Below are 16,456 nucleotides of genomic sequence, written 5' to 3'. Positions count from 1 at the left end.
GCGCGATCGCCGCTCCCCGTGTTTCCGTTCGCGCCCGGCAGCGCTCACCACTTGATTGTGGGGCGGAACTTCAGCGGCTTCGGTGGCCTCGCGATGCCGAGGCGGGCCATGTGCGCGGCCGAGTTGAAGTAGAAGAACGCGAGCACGCCGTACTGCAGCGTCAGCCCGAGCCAGCCGGTGACCCCGTACGACGCCGTCACCGCTCCCGTGATCTCGCCGACGAGGCAGACCAGGCTCAGCGCCGCGAGCGCCCCGAAGAGGCTGCCGAGGCGGAGGCTGAGCCTCCGCCACCCGGTCATGCGCCACCAGGCCCGCGGCGGGTCGATCGGCTCGCCCCTGCCGCGGAAGACGCGCACCGCGAGCGCAAACGAGGCCAGGGTCACGACGATATCGACCACGCTGATGACGGACGGCGCGACCTCGAGTCGGCGGAGCAGGTCGGCGATCGCGTAGCCGACGATCCATGCGACGACGATGTAGAGCACCTTGAGTTCCCAGCGCACGATCCTGAATGCGGGGAAATCGCCCATGGTGCCTCCTTCGCCGACCGTCGGTGGCATCAACCTACTCCGCTCGGGTTCACGAGGGGAACGGCAACGCCCGCCCGGTCTCGATCCACGACTTGAAGCTCGAGAGCACGAGCGGCCAGGTGTCGGAGGTCTCGGCCTCGGCGGGGTGGCCTTCGCTCCACTCGTCGTTGGTGAAGGTGAGCTTCGTGAGCGACTCGCCCGCCGGCTCGAGGCGCCACGTCATGCGGCTGCGGAGCTCGGCGTGGTTCTCGCGGTACGTGGGTCCGGGGTGCTCGCTCAACTGCAGCATCGCGCCCGGCTCCGCCTGCAGCACCTCGCCGTAGACGTGCACGGTCTCGTCCCCGTCCTGCCCGGGTCCGACGTACTCGTAGCGGGCGCCGGGCACGAGTTCGCCCCGCAGGGCCGAGCCCCACATCACGGCCCGGCTGCCTTCCTCGCCGGTGATCGCGTCCCAGACGCGGGTCGGGTCGGCGGCGACGAAGAGCGTCATCTCGAAGTCGGTCATGGTGTCCTCCTGGGTGGTGTCCGTGGTCGGTTTCGACGCTACGGATGCCGCGTGGCCCGCGTCTTGCACAAACGCGACGCATCGACGGGACTCGACCGGTCGGCGCGGTACGTCGGTGGCGCTCGCCATACTTGCCCCATGCAGACAGGTGAGAACTACTGGCGCTCGCGCGCCGGCGCCGCCACGAAGGGCGTGCTCGCCAGCCGGGCCGGCGAGCCGGGCATCGCCCCGCTCGCGGCCGCGGCCGCGGCGCAGGCGGCCAGTGACGACGCGCCCGTTCGACTCACCCGCCACGCCGTCAGTGCCGATCTCGCGGGTCTCGTGCGCCATGTGTGGATCCCCCGCTGGCGGCTCTCTCCGGGCGTCGTCATCGAGCAGGGCGTTCTCGACTACCCGTCGGCGAACCTCGTGATCGAGCCGCACGCGGCCGCCCTCTACGGGCCCGAGCTCGGTCGCAGCCGCCAGCGGCTCGAGGGTGAGGGCTGGGCGTTCGGCGTACTGCTGCAGCCCGGCGTCGCGCACCGCCTCGCGCCCGGTCCGGTGCGCGAGCTCGTCGGCTCGTCGGTCGGGTTCGACGCGCTGCGGGTGACGGATGCCTCCGGCCTCGCCGAGCACGTGCGCACCGCGATCGAGGCGGGCGACGAGGCAACCGCGATCGCCGGCTTCGAAGCGTGGCTCCGCGCCCAGCGCATCGAACTCGACGACGAGGCCGCACTCCTGCGCCGCATTGTGGAGCTCGTCGAGACCGACCGCTCGATCGTGCGCGCCGACGAGCTCGCAGCCGCGAGCGGGCTCAGCCTTCGCGCCCTCGAGCGGCTCGTTCGCGGCAGGCTCGGCCTCACGCCGAAGTGGCTCATCGGGCGCTACCGCATGCAGGAGGCTTCGCAGGCGCTCGCGAGCGCCGAGCCGCCGTCACTGGCCGAACTCGCCGCCGACCTCGGCTTCTCCGACCAGGCGCATTTCGCGCGCCGGTTCCGGGCCGTGATCGGCGAGACCCCGCGCCGCTACGCCCGCGCGGCCGCCGCGGCGACCGAGGCCTCTGCGGCCGCAACCTCCTCCGCCTGATGCCGTGCCCTCCCGTTCGGCCGCGTCGCGCAATAGTGTGGAGAGCGTGAGCCCCAAGGCGTCGACGGCCGAGGTGCTGCAGATCGACGACCGAGAGGTGCGCATCAGCAGCCCCGACAAGGTCGTGTTCCCCGAGCCCGGCATCACCAAGCTCGAGGTCGTGCGCTACTACCTCGCCGTCGCCGAGGGCGCGCTGCGCGGTGCCGGCGGGCGCCCGATGGTGCTGAAGCGCTTCGTGAAGGGCATCGACCAGGAGGCGTTCTTCCAGAAGCGCGCCCCCGAGAAGCGGCCCGACTGGGTCGAGACCGCCACCCTGCACTACGCCTCGGGCAACTCGGCCGAAGAGGTCGTGATCCGCGATGCGGCAGCACTCGCGTGGGTCGTGAACCTCGGATGCCTCGACCTGAACCCCCACCCGGTCCGCGCCGAAGACCTGGACCACCCCGACGAGCTGCGCGTCGACCTCGACCCCATGCCGGGCGTCGAGTGGGCGCAGATCATCGACGTCGCGATGGTCGCGCGCGAGGTGCTCGCCGATCACGGGCTCGTCGGCTGGCCGAAGACGTCGGGGTCGCGCGGACTGCACATCAACGTGCGCATCGAACCGCGCTGGGACTACCGCGAGGTGCGGCTCGCCGCCGAGACCCTCGCGCGTGAGGTCGAGAATCGGGCACCTGGCATGGCCTCGGCCAGATGGTGGAAGGAGGAGCGCGGCGAGAGCGTCTTCGTCGACTTCAACCAGAACGCCAAGGACCGCACCGTGGCCTCGGCGTACTCGATCCGTCCCCTGCCCGACGCGCGCGTCTCGACGCCGCTCGACTGGAGCGAAGTGCGCGGCAGTCACCCCGAGCGGTTCACCGTGGCGACCGTGCCCCGGCGATTCGCCGAGCGCGGCGACCCGGCGGCCGGCATCGACGACGCCGTCGGCAGCCTCGACGGGCTGCTCGCCCTCGCCGAGCAGCTCGGGCCGGCGGAGAAGCCGCCCAAGTCGTCCGACGGCTCGGGGCGTCGCGCCTCCACGATGCCGCTCATCGAGATCGCCCGCGCCGAGACGAAGCCCGAGGCGCTCGAGGGACTCGAGCGATGGAAGGCGCGGCACTCGGATGTCGCGGCGCTCCTGCACCCCGCCGACGTGCTCGTCGACGGCATGCGCGGCAGCTCGTCGCTCTGGTACCGCGTGCGGGTGAACCTGCAGCACGTGCCGGAGTCGCAACGACCGGAGCAGGAGCCGCTTGAGATCGACTACGACCCGTGGGCCGGCAAGGAGTGGAATCGCCAGTGAGCGACCTCGGCCCGGTGAACCCCGGATTCGCCGGCGATGCCGCATGGCTGCGGCACTGGCGCCTGCGTCCCGACGGCGACCCCATGACGACGGCGTCCAGCCGGCTCTTCCCCGTGCTGACGAGCGACGGGGTTCCGGCGATGCTGAAGCTCGCGCACACCGACGAGGAGCAGCGCGGCGCCGAGCTGCTCGTCGCCCTCGACGGCCACGGCGCGGCGAGCGTGCTCGATCGCAGCGGCGAAGCCCTGCTCCTCGAACGAGCGACCGGCCCCCGCGATCTCGTGCGCATGGTCGCCGACGGTGACGATGACGAGGCCACCCGCACGATCTGCTCGGCGGCCGGGCGCATCCACGCGGCATCCGCTCTCGTGCTCGACCGCGCCGACCCGCCAGAACTCGTCGACCTGCCGACGTGGTTCCGAGAGCTCTTCAGAGCGGCCGACGGCCTCGGTGCGCTGCACCGTCGCGGCGCCGACCTCGCGGCCGCGCTGCTCGACGACCCGCGCGACCCGGTCGTGCTGCACGGCGACCTGCATCACGGCAACGTGCTCGACTTCGGCGAGCGCGGCTGGCTCGCGATCGACCCGAAAGGGCTCGTGGGCGAAGCAGGTTTCGACTACTGCAACCTGCTCTGCAACCCCTCGCCCGAGCGGGCGCTGCGCCCGGGCCGGCTCGAACGCCAGTTCGGCGTCGTCGTCGAGGAGAGCGGCATCGAGCGGTCCCGGCTCGCTCAGTGGCTCGTCGCGTGGTGCGCGCTCTCGTCGACCTGGTTCGCGCTCGACGACGACCCCGGGCGGGCGGAGTCCGCTGCCGCGATCGGCGAGCGTGCGGCGCGGCTCGACTGAAGGCCGGCTCGTCAGCGCCCGAGCACGATCGGCGATGCGCTCGCCCACTCGCGCACGAGGTCGTCGCGCACGGTGACGCCCGTGCCCGGCCCATCCGGCACTCGGAGCTGCCCCCGGTGCTCGCCCTCGCCGAGCACGAAGGGCTCGGTGACGTCGTCGGCGTAGTAGCGCGACGACGCCGACGTATCCCCCGGCAGCACGAAGCCCGGCAGAGCCGCGAGCGCGACATTCGCCGCACGCCCGATGCCGGTCTCGAGCATGCCGCCGCACCACACCGGCACCTCGAGGGCGCGGCACGCATCGTGCACTCGCAGTGCCTCAAGATAGCCACCCATGCGCCCCGGCTTGATGTTCACGACCGAGGTCGCCCCGCGTTCGATCGCGTCGACCGCGGTCGCGGCGTCGAGGATCGACTCGTCGAGGCAGACCGGCGTCTCGCACGCGCTCGCGAGCAGTGCGTGCGTCGCGAGGTCCTCCTCGGCGAACGGCTGCTCGATGAGCAGGAGCCCGAACTGGTCGAGGCTCGCGAGCAACGGAATATCGTCGGAGGTGTACGCCGTGTTCGCGTCGACCTGCAGCAGGCCAGCCGGCCCCATAAGCTCGCGCACTGCGGCGACGGGCACGAGATCCCAGCCCGGCTTGATCTTCAGCTTGATGCGCCGATAGCCCTGCTCGAGGTAGCCGGTCACCTCGTCGAGCAGTTCCTCGAGCGTCGGGGCGATCCCGACTGAGACGCCGCAGTCGACCCAGTCGCGCACCGCGCCGAACGCCGCGCCCATCGAGCGGCCCTGCGCGCGCAGCTCGGCGTCGAGCACGGCCGCCTCGATGGCGCCCTTCGCCATGCGGTGCCCGGCGACGAAGGCGAGCGTCGGCGCCACCGATGCCGCGAGCGGCACGCCCAGCGATCGGTCTCCGTCGGCCGGGGCGGCATGCGAGGTACCGACGGCGGGCGCGGCCAGCAACGCCGGCGCGAGGTAGCGCTCGATGACGGATGCCGCTCCGCCGACGTACTCGGCCGAGTAGAACGGATCACGCCCGGCGACGCACTCGCCCCAGCCGTCGCCCGCGTCGGTGCGCACCCGCACAAGCAGCGCCTCCCGCACGGTCTCCCGGCCGAAGCTCGTCTCGAACGGCCGCACGAGCGGCACCTCGATGCGGTGCAGTTCGATCGCCTCGATGCGCGGAGTCTCCGTCTTCGGCGGGGTCTGGGTCGCGGGTGTCATTCGGCCTCCCGGTCGGGGTCGTCGTTCGTGAAGACGTAGTCGCCCGCGGCGTCGAGCTCGGGCCGGAGCGCGCCGCCGGCGAGCGGGCTCCAATGTAGCGCCGACATCACGAACACCCCGATCATGCCGATCGTACTGCGGCGCGCCTCGACCTCCAGCTGACTAGGGAACGGTCGAAGCGCACACGGACGAGGCGATAGCCCTTCACAATGACCACCGAGACCAGCAGCACATAGGCGGCGTTGACGAGGTAGAGCATGAGGCCGTTCCATTGAGGCGCAAGAGCATCCTGGATGTGAGTGAAGGGGTAGGTGGACGCGACGAGGCCGTGGATGCCGAACACGATCAGGCTGTTGCGGCCGACGAATTGGAGGAACGAGCTGGAGCGGATGTCGATGGAGAACCGGAGGTACAGCACGATGCTCGCGATCGCACCGGGGAAGTACCAGTACGAACCGATCCTCGCGACGTTGCCCGGAAACATGAAGGCAGCCCATAGCGAGAACACGAGGACCGGGATTGCGACGAAATAGGAGATCCTCGCGATCGGGATATATCGCCTGATGAGATAGCCGGTCGCCATGAAGACCAGAGCAACCGGCACTACGTTGATGGCGATAACCGGGCGGCCTGGGAGCAGGTCCTGGATGGGGATTGAGACGGCGGCGAGTGCGATGACGACGACCACGTACGCGAGGACGTTGCGCACTTTCTGCAACAGATCGAAGAGGACCGAAGCGACGAAGAATACGGGCAGGAACCACAACGCGAAGTTGTACGTCGGCACTGTGTTGAGCCATTCGCTCGACGCAAGCAGTGCCTTGAGGCTCTGCACGGGGTCGAACGGAGCGACGGGTTGTCCGAACACGAACCTCATCACGAGGTGGCCGTAGGCCAGCGAGATGATGAAGAACACGATGTACGGCACGTAGATCGTCCGGAACTTCGTGACAACTACGGAGCCGAAGCTCAGACCCGGCTTCGCGCGCCAGGTGTAGCCTGCGGCGACGAAGAAGAGCGCAACGTGGAATGTGTAGAGATAGGCGATGAACGAGCCGCCGATGCCGGATGCGTCGAGGTGGCCGAGGATGATGAGTACGATGCCGATGCCCTTGAGCACGTCGACGCTCGTATCGCGTCGACGTGGTGCAACGGGCGTGGGCACCGGCCGGTCGACGGACTCCGAAGCCGTTTGCTCGTTCTCGTGACGCTCGATCATCGATTCCAGTCCTGTCGGGATTCCGACGCTAACGCGATACCCCGTCGGAGTCGCGGCACGAGCACATGAGGGGCGCCCAATTCGTCTTGGACGATCGTAGCCCCCGTGCAGAGCGCTCGCCTCAGGAGGTATCCCCGTCCGCATCTCCAGCGTTAGATCGCCGCTCGTCGCTGAACGCCTCCCGGTCGGGGTCGTCGTTCGTGAAGACGTAGTCGCCCGCGGCGTCGAGCTCGGGCCGGAGCGCGCCGCCGGCGAGCACGGCGAAGGCCTCGCGCGAACGCTCGCGGAGACGAGCGGCGTCGGCCGGGGCATCGGCTCACAGTCGCTCGAAGTCGGGGTCGAGGGCGAGGCCGCCGCCGACTGCCGTCCACACGGGTTGCGGTCGCAGAGCCAGCGCGCGCGCGGTGCGCGCGGAGTCCAGCCGCCAGCGCACCTCGAAGCGGTCGCTGCGGTCGGCGCCCGTGATGCGGTCGTCGAGACGGCCGTAGAAGTCGGGGTGGTAGGCGACGACCTCGGCGCCGAGCCGTACGAGGTTCATGTGCGCGTTGCGGCGGATGAGCGGGTCGAAGGTCCAGCGGATCTCCTCGATGGCGTGCTCGAGGCAGATCGCACGCTGGCGGAGCTTGAGGGCGAGTCCGATGCCGCGCCCCCGTGCTGCAGGGTCGACGGCGTTCATGTGCGAGTGCAGGTGGATGCCGCCATCCCAACCGACGAAGCCGAGCGCCGCACCGAGAATCCCGGCGCCCTCCGCTGGTCGAGGAGCGAGCGCTCCTTTCGTTCGTTGAGGAGCGAGCGAAGCGAGCGTCTCGAAACCCGGCACCGCAACGAGCATGGTGCCCCCCGCGTGCGCGATCGCCTGGAGCATCGAGCGGTCGGGCCCCCGCCCCTCGCCCCACGTCGCCTCGAAGCGTGCGAGCACGCCGTCGAGCTCTTCGGCGGTCGCCTGGCGGGTCACGACGCCCGCGCGGGCGTCGGCGGCGTCCGCGAGCTCCACCGCACCGCGCCAGCCCGCCGCGGCCTGCGGATGCGCCCCGGTCACGCCCACCGCTTCTCCGTCATGGCTCGACGCTAGCGCCACGCACCGCCGCGCGTCGACAGCGACGGCGAGGGGCGGATGCCGCGGCATCCGCCCCTCGCATCGTGAGCCGGCCCGCCGGCTCAGCAGAACCCGGCGATGCCCTCCCACGCGACGGGCGCGGGTGCGAGCCCGTCGCGCGTGACCGTGGCCTCGATGAGTCCGTACGGCCGGTCGGCGGCGTAGAACACCTCGTTGGGGTTGTCGAGGCCGAACGGGGCGAGGTCGACGACGAAGTGGTGCTTGTTCGGCATCGAGAAGCGGATCTCGCCGATCTCGGGGTGACGTTCGAGCACGCGCCGCCCCATGTCGAAGAGCGTGGTCTGCAATGCGGCCGAGTACTGCTCGGTGAAGGCCTCGAGCAGCAGCGCCCTGACGTTCTCGTAGACGGCGTTGAAGTCGACGTCGTCGCTCGTGTACCGCCAGCGGGCGGCGACATCGGTGGCGAGGATGCGGTCAGCGGTCTCCTGCAGGGTCGTGTAGCGATCCTTCGGGTAGCCGGCGAAGCCCGACTGCGTGGTCTTCAGCACCGTGAGGTCCTTGAGCCCCGCGATGACGTGACGGTCGGCGCCGTCGGCGACGACGACGGCCGTGCGGATCTCCTGGCCGGATCGAACGAACGAGTGATCGTGCCCGGCGCCGTGCGCCTCGATACGCTGCCAGGCGAAGCTCTCGGCCTCCCAGCGGCCGCCGCTCACCCAGTCGAACGAACTCGTGAAGTGCTCGGCCAGCCGCAGCAGGAATGCCTCGGGCGAGCCGACCCCGTCGCGGGCGAAGGCGAAGATCGTGTTCTTCTGCGTGTCGGTCGCGACGACATGGGCGTTGTCACCCGCGAGGTGGGCGCCGGCGAAGTCGCCGCGCAGCTGCGAGGTGACGTTGAGGTCTTCGATCTCGTGTCGGGGCGTGTCGCGCGTGACCTTGACGACGCGGACCTCGGCCTTGCCGTACTGGTTCGCGCCGAGGATGATCCCGGAGTCGTCTGCGCTGTTCACGGTCGTGGTGGTGTCGTTGGCGATGAGTGTATCGGTCATGGTTCAGCTTCCTCGGTACGTCGAATAGGCGAAGGGGCTCAGCAGGAGCGGCACGTGATAGTGCCGTCCCTCCTCGGCGACGAGGAAGGTGAGCAGCACCTCGGGGTAGAAGGTCTCGGTGTCGCGGGCGGCGAACCAGCTGCCGGTGTCGAACCGCAGCCGGTACTCCCCGGTCGGGACGGAGCTCGCGGCGAGTCGCGTCGCACGGCCGTCGGCGTCGGTCGTTCCTGCGCCGATGAGCCGCCACTCGTCGCCCTCGCGGGCCAGGAGTTCGACGGGCACGCCTGCGGCGGGCCGGCCGAGCACCGCGTCGAGCACGTGGGTGGTGATCTGCGAGATGCTCATTCGGCGAGGATTCCCTTCAGTCGGAGGATCGCGATCTCGCGCAGTTGCTCCGCGACGATCTCGTCTTCCTCCTCTGGCGTGTGCCCGAGCCGTTCGTTCAGCGCGGCGAGGATCTCGCCCGCGCTGCGCCCCGCCGCCCGGATGAGGAACACCCGGCCGAATCGGCGTTCGTACTCGAGGTTTCCCGATGCGAGTGCGGCCTGCACCTCGGCGTCGCTCGGATCCACGCCGGACTGCTCGGCGCGGCTGAGCGCCGCTTCGCGATGATCGCCGCGTGCGCGGTCGCCGATGCGGGGGTGATGCGCGAGCGCCGCCTCGATCTCAGCGGCGCTGAACGGTCTCGCCGCGACCTCGGCCGCGACGACGACCTCGTCGACGGAGGCATACGGCCGCCCGTCGGCGAGCGCTTCGCCCCAGCGACCGATGTCGACGCAGGGCCGGAGCGCGGCGATCGCTTCTCGGCGATCGGCTCCATTGAATACTTCAAGCAGCATTGCTTGATCCACTCTCTGATTCTGCTGGCATCCACGGTGTATGGAAATATGAATCGGTTGATTTCATATCGTGGAACTGTTATTTCAGCATGCGACAATTCTAGTGAGACGGCGACGGCGAGGCAAGCACCGGGAGGCCGAGCCGCTCTCGAAGTCTCGCGACGTGCCCGTCGGCCTGCACGTTGTACTCGACCGAGACGACGCGCCCCTCGGCGTCGACCACGACGGTCGAACGGATGAGCCCGTCGAACGTGCGGCCGTCGACCGTTTTCTGGCCCCACGCACCCCAGGCCCTGGCGATCGCGGCATCCTCGTCGGAGAGCAGCGGAAAGCTCAGTGCCTCGGCCGCCGCGAACTCGGCGAGCCGCTCGACGGGGTCGGGCGAGATGCCGACCACGGCGTACCCGGCGGCCTGGAACGAAGCCAGATTGTCGCGGAAATCGCACGCCTCGGTCGTGCAGCCCAGGGTGAACGCCGCCGGGTAGAAGTACACGATCACAGGCCGGCCGCGGTGCTCCGCGAGGGTTCGGGGCGCACCCGTCGCGTCGGTGAGCGTGAAGTCCGGTGCGAGCTGCCCGGGTTCGAGTTCGTCTGAGGAGTTGATCATGTCGTGCTGCATTCCCTTCATGAGTTCTTCCGCAGCATCCGGCCGCGGGGCTGTTTCCGGTCGACGGGTGCGCCGGCGAGGTAGGTACGCCGCACCACTCCCGTCAGTTCGCGCCCGTCGTACGGCGTCACGGGGTGTCGGTGTTCGAGCGCCACGGCGTCGACAGTGAACAGGGCCTCGGGTGCGAAGACCGCGAAGTCGGCAGCGGCGCCGACGGCGATGCGACCCTTCGTGGTCAGGCCGACCCGCTCGGCGGGCCGTGCCGACATCCAGTCCACGACCTGTTCGAGACGGATGCCGCGGCCGCGCGCCTCGGTCCAGATGAGCGGCAGTCCGAGCTGCAGCGAAGCGATGCCGCCCCAGGCGATCTCGAAGTCCCCGTCGCCCGCGTACTTCAGCTCGGGCGTCGACGGCGAGTGGTCGGAGACGATGAAGTCGATCACACCGTCGGCGAGCCCGCTCCAGAGCGCGTCGCGATTCGCCGCCTCGCGAATGGGCGGGCAGCACTTGAAGGCCGTCGCTCCGGCCGCCACGTCTTCGGCGAACAACGTGAGGTAGTGCGGGCACGTCTCGACGCTGAGGTCGACGCCGACGGCTCTCGCCTCGGCGATCTGCCGGAGCGAGTCCGCCGAGCTCAGGTGCAGCACGTGCGCACGGACCCCGGTGCGCGCCGCCCGCTCGATCACCTGGGCGATCGCGGTGTCTTCGGCTTCGTGGGGACGCGACGCGAGGAAGTCGAGGTAACTCGGTCCGCCCTTGTGCGGCGCATCGTCGATGACGTGCTCGTCTTCGGCGTGCACGACGAGCATCGAGCCGGCGGCCGAGATGCGGCGCATCGCGGCCTCCATCTCGTCGGCCGAGATGTGGGGGAACTCGTCGACTCCCGAGGGCAGCAGGAACGACTTGAAACCGAACACGCCTTCGGCGACGAGCGGCTCGATCTCGTCGGCGTTTCCCGGCACGACGCCGCCCCAGAACCCGACGTCGACGAAGAGCTGTCCGGCCGTCGCCGCTCGCTTCTCGTCGAGCGCCGCGACCGAGATCGTCGGCGGAATGCTGTTGAGCGGCATGTCGATGATCGTCGTGACGCCCCCGGCAGCCGCGGCACGGGTCGCCGAGGCGAATCCCTCCCACTCGGTGCGACCGGGCTCGTTGACGTGCACGTGCGTGTCGACGAGTCCGGGGATGAGCACCTCGTCGGAGGCGAGCCGGTCGATCTCGGCGCTCGGGAGGCCGGTACCCAAGGGGGCGATCTCGGCCACAGTGCCGTCGCGGATGCCGATCTCGGCGGCGATGAACGCTCCGTCGACGAGTACCCGTTCTGCGAGCAGCACCCGGTCGTAGGGAGCAGCCGGCCCGGCTCCGACAGCGACGCCGGCAGCGGCAGCGACCTCGGCGACGATCTGCGCGCCGAGCGACGCGGCCACCCGCTCCAGCAGCGGCGCGGCCATGGCGATGCTGCGCGCCGAATCGGGCTCCAGCTCGGCGAGCGAGCGCACCCCGGCGAACCCGGCCGCGGCGAGGTCGCCGGCGGAGAGCGTGGTCCTCCCGCACACGGCATAGACCGGCAGCCCCGCCGTGGCGGCGGCGCGCGCGACACCGATGGGGGTCTTGCCGCCGAGGCTCTGCTCGTCGAGGCTGCCCTCCCCCGTGATCACGGCATCGGCGCCCTGCAGCGCATCGGCGAGGCCGACGAACTCGAGCACCACGTCGATGCCCGGGCGGCGATGGGCGCCGAGCACCGCGATCGCGGCGAAGCCGGCACCTCCGGCGGCGCCCGAGCCGGGGGCGACTGCCGCCTCGTCGACGCGGCCCGGCCGCGCGCCCGCATCGTTCGACGCTCGGGCGAGCTCGCGAGCGAACCGGGCGAGCGCATCGTCGAGGATCCGCACCTGGTCGGCGGTCGCCCCCTTCTGCGGACCGAACACCGCGGCCGCACCGTCGCGCCCGAGCAGCGGGTTGTCGACGTCGCTCGCGAGCACGATCTCGGTCTCGGCGAGCCGCGGGTCGAGCCCCGAGAGGTCGACGGCCGCGAGCCGGGCGAGCGCGCCGCCGCCGAGGGGCAGCTCCGTGCCCGCGGCATCCGCGACTCGAGCCCCGAGCCCCTGCAGGAGCCCTGCTCCCCCATCGGTCGACGCGCTGCCGCCGATGCCGAGCACGATCTCGCGGCAGCCGGCGTCGAGCGCGGCGCGCACGAGCTGGCCGGTGCCGAGGCTCGTGGCGCCGAGCGCGTCGGGAACGCCGTTCGGCAGGAGGTCGAGTCCTGAGGCGCGCGCCATCTCGATGACGGCGTGCCGGCCGCGCACGGCGAAGGCCGCGGCGACCGGTTCCCCCGTCGGGCCCGCGACCTCCGCCGTGCGCAACTCGTAGCCTGCGGCGATCGCCGCGTCGAGCGTTCCCTCGCCGCCGTCGGCGACCGGCACCGACACCACCTCGACGTCGGGGATGGCCGACCGCAGCCCCGCGGCGACGTGGAACGCCACCGCGGGGGCGGTCAGCGACCCCTTGAACTTGTCGGGAGCGACGACGATGCGCATCTCAGACCTTCGCGAGCGACAGGATCGCCGTCGGAGCGTCGTCGGGCGACATTGCGAGCTCTTCGAACTCGTTGACGCCGTCGATCTCGACGCCCATCGAGATGTTCGTGATGCGCTCGAGGATGACCTCGACGACGACCGGCACCTGGTGCTCGGCCATGAGCGCTCCCGCTTCCGCGAAGGCGGCACCGAGGTCGTCGGGCCGCTCGACGCGGATGGCCTTGCAGCCGAGGCCCTCGGCGACCTTCACGTGGTCGACGCCGTAGCCGTTCGCACTGCTGCCCTCGACGTGCGGGGTGTTGATGTTGTCGAACGCGAGCGAGACGTGGGCCTCCATCTCGAAGCCGCGCTGCGACTGGCGGATGAGGCCGAGGTAGCTGTTGTTCACGACGACGTGGATGTACGGCAGCTTGTGCTGCGCACCGACCGCGAGCTCCTCGATCATGAACTGGAAGTCGTAGTCGCCCGAGAGCGCGACGACCGTCTCACCCGGCTTGCCGCGCACGACGCCGAGGGCGGCGGGGCCGGTCCAGCCGAGCGGCCCGGCTTGACCCGCGTTGATCCACTTGCGCGGACCGAACACGTGCAGCATCTGCGCACCCGCGATCTGCGAGAGGCCGATCGTCGTGACGTAGGTGGTGTCGGGGCCGAAGGCCCGGTTCATCTCCTCGTAGACGCGCTGCGGCTTGATCGGCACGTTGTCGAAGTGAGTCTTGCGGTGCAGGGTCGCCTTGCGCGCGCGGCAGTCGCCCGCCCACGCCGAGTAGTCGGGCAGGGCGCCGGCCGTGGCACGCTCACGCGCAACGGCGATCATCGCATCGAGTGCCGCAGCGGCATCCGACACGATGCCGTAGTCGGGTGCGAACACCCGGCCGATCTGGGTGGGCTCGATGTCGATGTGCACGAAGGTACGCCCCTTCGTGTAGGTGTCGATACCCCCGGTGTGGCGGTTCGCCCAGCGGTTGCCGATGCCCATCACGAAGTCGCTCGCGAGCAGGCTCTCGTTGCCGTAGCGATGCGAGGTCTGCAGGCCAACCATGCCCGCCGCGAGCGGGTGGTCGTCGGCGATCGCGCCCCAGCCCATGAGGGTCGGCACGACGGGCACGCCGAGCAGTTCGGCGAGTTCGACGAGGCGATCGGATGCCGCGGCGTTGATGATGCCGCCGCCGGCGACGATGAGCGGGCGCTCGCTCGCCGTCAGGAGGTCGAGCGCCTTCGCCGCCTGTGCGCGGGTCGCGGCCGGCTTGGCGAGGGGCAGCGGTTCGTAAGTGTCGATGTCGAACTCGATCTCGGCCATCTGCACGTCGATCGGCAGGTCGATGAGCACGGGGCCCGGGCGGCCCGAGCGCATGAGCTGGAACGCCTGCTGGAAGGCGCCCGGCACCTGCGCCGGTTCGAGCACCGTCATCGCCATCTTGGTGAGCGGCTTCGCGATGGCGTCGATGCCGACCGCCTGGAAGTCCTCCTTGTGCAGCTTCGCGACGGGCGCCTGGCCGGTGATGCAGAGGATCGGCACCGAGTCGGCCTGGGCCGCGTAGAGCCCGGTGATCATGTCGGTGCCCGCGGGGCCCGAGGTGCCGATGCAGATGCCGATGTTGCCGTCGGCCGCACGGGTGTAGCCGTCGGCCATGTGCGAGGCGCCCTCGACGTGGCGGGCGAGGGTGTGACGGATGCCGCCGTGGGCGCGCATCGCGGAGTAGAACGGGTTGATGGCGGCGCCGGGAAGCCCGAAGGCCTCGGTCGCTCCCTCCTTCTCGAGGATGAGCACGGCCGCGTCAACGGTACGCATGCGAGTCATGATGTTTCCTTGCGTCGTGAGGAGTCGGTCAGTTGCGGCCGGAGGCGGCGGCGGTGAGCTTGAAGAGGCCCGAGTGGTCGAGGCCGCCGTCGCCCTGCTGCACCGTCGAGCCGACGAGCTGGGCGACGTGGGCGCCGAGCGGGATCGTGATGCCGGCCTGCCGGGCCGCGGCGGTGATGATGCCCATGTCCTTGTTGTGCAGCGCGAGGCGGAAGCCGGGGGCGAAGTCGCGGTTCAGCATCTTCTGGCCCTTCTGGTCGAGCACCTTGGAGCCCGCGAGCCCGCCGCCGAGCACCTTCAGTGCCGCGTCGGTGTCGACACCGTAGGCCTCGAGGAACAGGATCGCCTCGGCGAGCGCCTGGATGTTGACAGCGACGATGAGCTGGTTGGCCGCCTTCACCGTCTGGCCGGCACCCGAGGGGCCGACGTGCACGATCGTCCTGCCGACGGCCTCGAGCACGGGCAGGGCGCTCGCGAAGTCGGCCTCGGTGCCGCCGACCATGATCGAGAGCACGGCGTCGATGGCGCCCTGCTCGCCGCCCGAGACGGGGGCGTCGACGACGCGGAGGCCGGCGGCGCGCGCCTCGTCGGCGAGCTCGGCGGCGACGTCGGGGCGGATGCTCGAGGCGTCGATCCAGAGGGCGTCGGCCTTCGCGTTGGCGAAGATGCCGTCTTCGCCGCGGACGGCGGCCGCGACATCCGGCGAGTCGGGCACCATCGTGATGATGACGTCGGCGGCTGCGACGGCTTCGGCGATGCTGCCGGCGCCGTGGCCGCCGGCGGCGACGAGTTCGTCGATGCGGTCCTGGCTGAGGTTGAAGCCGATGACGTCGTGCCCTGCGGCGACGAGGTTCATGGCCATGGGCAGTCCCATGATGCCGAGGCCGATGACGGTGATGTTGCTCATGATGCTTCCTTCGTTGGAGTCGGGCGTGGTTCCGCTGTGGTTCAGCGGGAGGCTTCGGCGGCGGGTGCCGCCGCGAGCCAGTCGAATGCGGTCGCGATCGGAGCCTTGTACTCGAGGCCGATCGCACCGGAGTAGCCGAGCTCGTGGCTGCGGGCGATCCAGTCGTCGAGGGGGAGGTCGCCGGTGCCCGGCGCACCGCGGCCCGGGTCGTCGGCGATCTGGATGTGGCCGAAGTCTGCGGCGTGCGCCTCGATGACGGCGGCGACGTCGTCGCCGTTGACGGCGAGGTGGTAGAAGTCGGCGAGCAGCTTGACGTTGCGAGCGCCGGAGGCCTCGCGCACCGCATCGATGACACCGAGGGCATCGGCGGCGGTGCGCAGCGGATACCGCGGAGCGCCGCTGACGGGCTCGAGCAGCACGGTGCCGCCGATTGAGGCGACGGCTTCAGCGGCCGCGGCCAGGTTCTCGACGGCGACCCCGTCGTGCACCTCGGCGGAGACCCCGTCGATGCGGTTGCCGTAGAGGGCGTTGAACGCGCGGCATCCGAGTGCGTCGCCGATGCCCGCGACGACGGCGAGGTTGTCTCGGAACTCGCGGGAGCGGGCCGGCCACGACACGAGACCGCGGTCGCCGGCGGGCATGTCGCCGGCGCTGAAGTTGAGGCCGGTGAGCTGCACGCCGGCATCGCGGATGGCGGCGACGAAGGCGTCGACGTCACGGTCGCTCGGGACCGACTCCGCGAACGGCCACCAGAACTCGACGGCGTCGAAGCCGGCCGCGCGTGCTGCAGCGGGCCGATCGAGCAGGGGCAGCTCGGTGAGGAGGATCGAGCAGTTCACCGTGTACGTCATCGCGCTTCCTTCGGTGCTTTCGTATCGCGGAAGATTCCTTCTGCTGTGTGAAAGTGTAAGCGAGAGCTGGCGCGCCGTCAACCGTTCGGATCGAGCGGATGCCGCGGCATCCGCTCGACTGTCGAAGCCGCCGCCGACCGGG

Annotated in this window: 18 protein-coding genes and 1 pseudogene; 3 read left to right on the top strand and 16 right to left on the bottom strand. The window is 70.5% G+C overall.

The features are described from left to right. Positions 1-44 precede the first annotated feature (44 nt). Positions 45-530, bottom strand: coding sequence for a hypothetical protein (locus tag VPH61_RS07390; RefSeq protein WP_332062856.1), 486 nt, complete (start codon positions 528-530; stop codon positions 45-47). A gap of 49 nt (positions 531-579) precedes the next feature. Further along, positions 580-1,035, bottom strand: a complete 456-nt coding sequence (locus VPH61_RS07385) for an SRPBCC domain-containing protein (RefSeq protein WP_332062855.1) — start codon at positions 1,033-1,035, stop codon at positions 580-582. 138 nt (positions 1,036-1,173) lie between these two features. On the opposite strand from VPH61_RS07385, the gene VPH61_RS07380 reads away from it, so the two are divergent. The 3 genes from VPH61_RS07380 to VPH61_RS07370 are packed head-to-tail and all read left to right on the top strand — an operon-like array spanning position 1,174 to position 4,227. After that, a complete protein-coding gene (locus VPH61_RS07380) occupies positions 1,174-2,100 on the top strand; it encodes an AraC family transcriptional regulator (protein ID WP_332062854.1) in 927 nt (308 codons plus the stop codon). A gap of 46 nt (positions 2,101-2,146) precedes the next feature. Next, the gene (gene ligD, locus VPH61_RS07375; RefSeq protein WP_332062853.1) at positions 2,147-3,382 is read left to right on the top strand and encodes a non-homologous end-joining DNA ligase; all 1,236 of its coding nucleotides are present in this window, start codon (positions 2,147-2,149) and stop codon (positions 3,380-3,382) included. Then, positions 3,379-4,227 (top strand): aminoglycoside phosphotransferase family protein, encoded by an 849-nt coding sequence (locus VPH61_RS07370; RefSeq protein ID WP_332062852.1) that lies wholly within the window; start codon positions 3,379-3,381, stop codon positions 4,225-4,227. The genes ligD and VPH61_RS07370 overlap by 4 nt, the downstream gene beginning before the upstream one ends. Before the next feature lie 11 nt (positions 4,228-4,238). Here VPH61_RS07370 and menC read toward each other — a convergent pair whose 3' ends face one another. The 14 genes and pseudogenes from menC to VPH61_RS07300 all read right to left on the bottom strand — a co-directional run bounded on the left by menC (position 4,239) and on the right by VPH61_RS07300 (position 16,314). After that, positions 4,239-5,450: an o-succinylbenzoate synthase gene (menC, locus tag VPH61_RS07365; RefSeq protein WP_332062851.1), complete on the bottom strand. Its 1,212-nt coding sequence runs from the start codon at positions 5,448-5,450 to the stop codon at positions 4,239-4,241. Further along, the gene (locus tag VPH61_RS07360; RefSeq protein ID WP_332062850.1) at positions 5,447-5,575 is read right to left on the bottom strand and encodes a hypothetical protein; all 129 of its coding nucleotides are present in this window, start codon (positions 5,573-5,575) and stop codon (positions 5,447-5,449) included. Before VPH61_RS07360 ends, menC begins: the two co-directional genes overlap by 4 nt. Then, positions 5,572-6,669 carry an acyltransferase family protein gene (locus VPH61_RS07355; protein ID WP_332062849.1) on the bottom strand — a complete coding sequence of 366 codons (1,098 nt, stop codon included), beginning with the start codon at positions 6,667-6,669 and terminating at the stop codon, positions 5,572-5,574. Before VPH61_RS07355 ends, VPH61_RS07360 begins: the two co-directional genes overlap by 4 nt. Before the next feature lie 121 nt (positions 6,670-6,790). Continuing rightward, on the bottom strand, positions 6,791-6,928 hold the full coding sequence (locus VPH61_RS07350) for a hypothetical protein (RefSeq protein WP_332062848.1): 138 nt from the start codon (positions 6,926-6,928) through the stop codon (positions 6,791-6,793). A gap of 57 nt (positions 6,929-6,985) precedes the next feature. Continuing rightward, a complete protein-coding gene (locus tag VPH61_RS07345) occupies positions 6,986-7,708 on the bottom strand; it encodes a hypothetical protein (protein ID WP_332062847.1) in 723 nt (240 codons plus the stop codon). Positions 7,709-7,827: 119 nt separating this feature from the next. Further along, positions 7,828-8,775, bottom strand: coding sequence for a factor-independent urate hydroxylase (gene pucL / locus VPH61_RS07340; protein ID WP_332062846.1), 948 nt, complete (start codon positions 8,773-8,775; stop codon positions 7,828-7,830). Positions 8,776-8,778: 3 nt separating this feature from the next. Continuing rightward, on the bottom strand, positions 8,779-9,120 hold the full coding sequence (uraH, locus tag VPH61_RS07335; protein ID WP_332062845.1) for a hydroxyisourate hydrolase: 342 nt from the start codon (positions 9,118-9,120) through the stop codon (positions 8,779-8,781). Then, complete coding sequence (uraD, locus tag VPH61_RS07330; protein ID WP_332062844.1) at positions 9,117-9,614, bottom strand: 2-oxo-4-hydroxy-4-carboxy-5-ureidoimidazoline decarboxylase; 498 nt, start codon at positions 9,612-9,614, stop codon at positions 9,117-9,119. The genes uraH and uraD overlap by 4 nt, the downstream gene beginning before the upstream one ends. A gap of 100 nt (positions 9,615-9,714) precedes the next feature. Beyond that, a complete protein-coding gene (gene bcp / locus VPH61_RS07325) occupies positions 9,715-10,221 on the bottom strand; it encodes a thioredoxin-dependent thiol peroxidase (RefSeq protein WP_332062843.1) in 507 nt (168 codons plus the stop codon). 17 nt (positions 10,222-10,238) lie between these two features. Continuing rightward, on the bottom strand, positions 10,239-11,555 hold the full coding sequence (allB, locus tag VPH61_RS07320) for an allantoinase AllB (protein ID WP_332063003.1): 1,317 nt from the start codon (positions 11,553-11,555) through the stop codon (positions 10,239-10,241). 60 nt (positions 11,556-11,615) lie between these two features. Beyond that, positions 11,616-12,758 (bottom strand): annotated as a pseudogene (locus VPH61_RS07315) (glycerate kinase); the annotation flags it as partial. Position 12,759: 1 nt separating this feature from the next. After that, complete coding sequence (gene gcl / locus VPH61_RS07310; protein ID WP_332062842.1) at positions 12,760-14,556, bottom strand: glyoxylate carboligase; 1,797 nt, start codon at positions 14,554-14,556, stop codon at positions 12,760-12,762. A gap of 28 nt (positions 14,557-14,584) precedes the next feature. Next, entirely contained in the window at positions 14,585-15,463 is an 879-nt protein-coding gene (locus VPH61_RS07305; RefSeq protein WP_332062841.1) for a 2-hydroxy-3-oxopropionate reductase, read from the bottom strand. A gap of 41 nt (positions 15,464-15,504) precedes the next feature. Continuing rightward, positions 15,505-16,314, bottom strand: a complete 810-nt coding sequence (locus tag VPH61_RS07300; RefSeq protein WP_332062840.1) for a hydroxypyruvate isomerase family protein — start codon at positions 16,312-16,314, stop codon at positions 15,505-15,507. Between the last annotated feature and the right edge of the window lie 142 nt (positions 16,315-16,456).

The sequence above is a fragment of the Agromyces sp. CCNWLW203 genome (assembly GCF_036576125.1).
Taxonomy (GTDB): domain Bacteria; phylum Actinomycetota; class Actinomycetes; order Actinomycetales; family Microbacteriaceae; genus Agromyces.
This window is presented reverse-complemented; position numbering and strand designations above follow the sequence as displayed.

Coding starts and splice junctions, on each gene's coding strand:
- VPH61_RS07390 (WP_332062856.1), bottom strand. CDS start 530: ATGGGCGATTTCCCCGCATTCAGGATCGTGCGCTGGGAACTCAAGGTG.
- VPH61_RS07385 (WP_332062855.1), bottom strand. CDS start 1,035: ATGACCGACTTCGAGATGACGCTCTTCGTCGCCGCCGACCCGACCCGC.
- VPH61_RS07380 (WP_332062854.1), top strand. CDS start 1,174: ATGCAGACAGGTGAGAACTACTGGCGCTCGCGCGCCGGCGCCGCCACG.
- menC (WP_332062851.1), bottom strand. CDS start 5,450: ATGACACCCGCGACCCAGACCCCGCCGAAGACGGAGACTCCGCGCATC.
- VPH61_RS07360 (WP_332062850.1), bottom strand. CDS start 5,575: ATGATCGGGGTGTTCGTGATGTCGGCGCTACATTGGAGCCCGCTCGCC.
- VPH61_RS07355 (WP_332062849.1), bottom strand. CDS start 6,669: ATGATCGAGCGTCACGAGAACGAGCAAACGGCTTCGGAGTCCGTCGAC.
- pucL (WP_332062846.1), bottom strand. CDS start 8,775: ATGACCGATACACTCATCGCCAACGACACCACCACGACCGTGAACAGC.
- uraH (WP_332062845.1), bottom strand. CDS start 9,120: ATGAGCATCTCGCAGATCACCACCCACGTGCTCGACGCGGTGCTCGGC.
- uraD (WP_332062844.1), bottom strand. CDS start 9,614: ATGCTGCTTGAAGTATTCAATGGAGCCGATCGCCGAGAAGCGATCGCC.
- bcp (WP_332062843.1), bottom strand. CDS start 10,221: ATGATCAACTCCTCAGACGAACTCGAACCCGGGCAGCTCGCACCGGAC.
- gcl (WP_332062842.1), bottom strand. CDS start 14,556: ATGACTCGCATGCGTACCGTTGACGCGGCCGTGCTCATCCTCGAGAAG.
- VPH61_RS07305 (WP_332062841.1), bottom strand. CDS start 15,463: ATGAGCAACATCACCGTCATCGGCCTCGGCATCATGGGACTGCCCATG.
- VPH61_RS07300 (WP_332062840.1), bottom strand. CDS start 16,314: ATGACGTACACGGTGAACTGCTCGATCCTCCTCACCGAGCTGCCCCTG.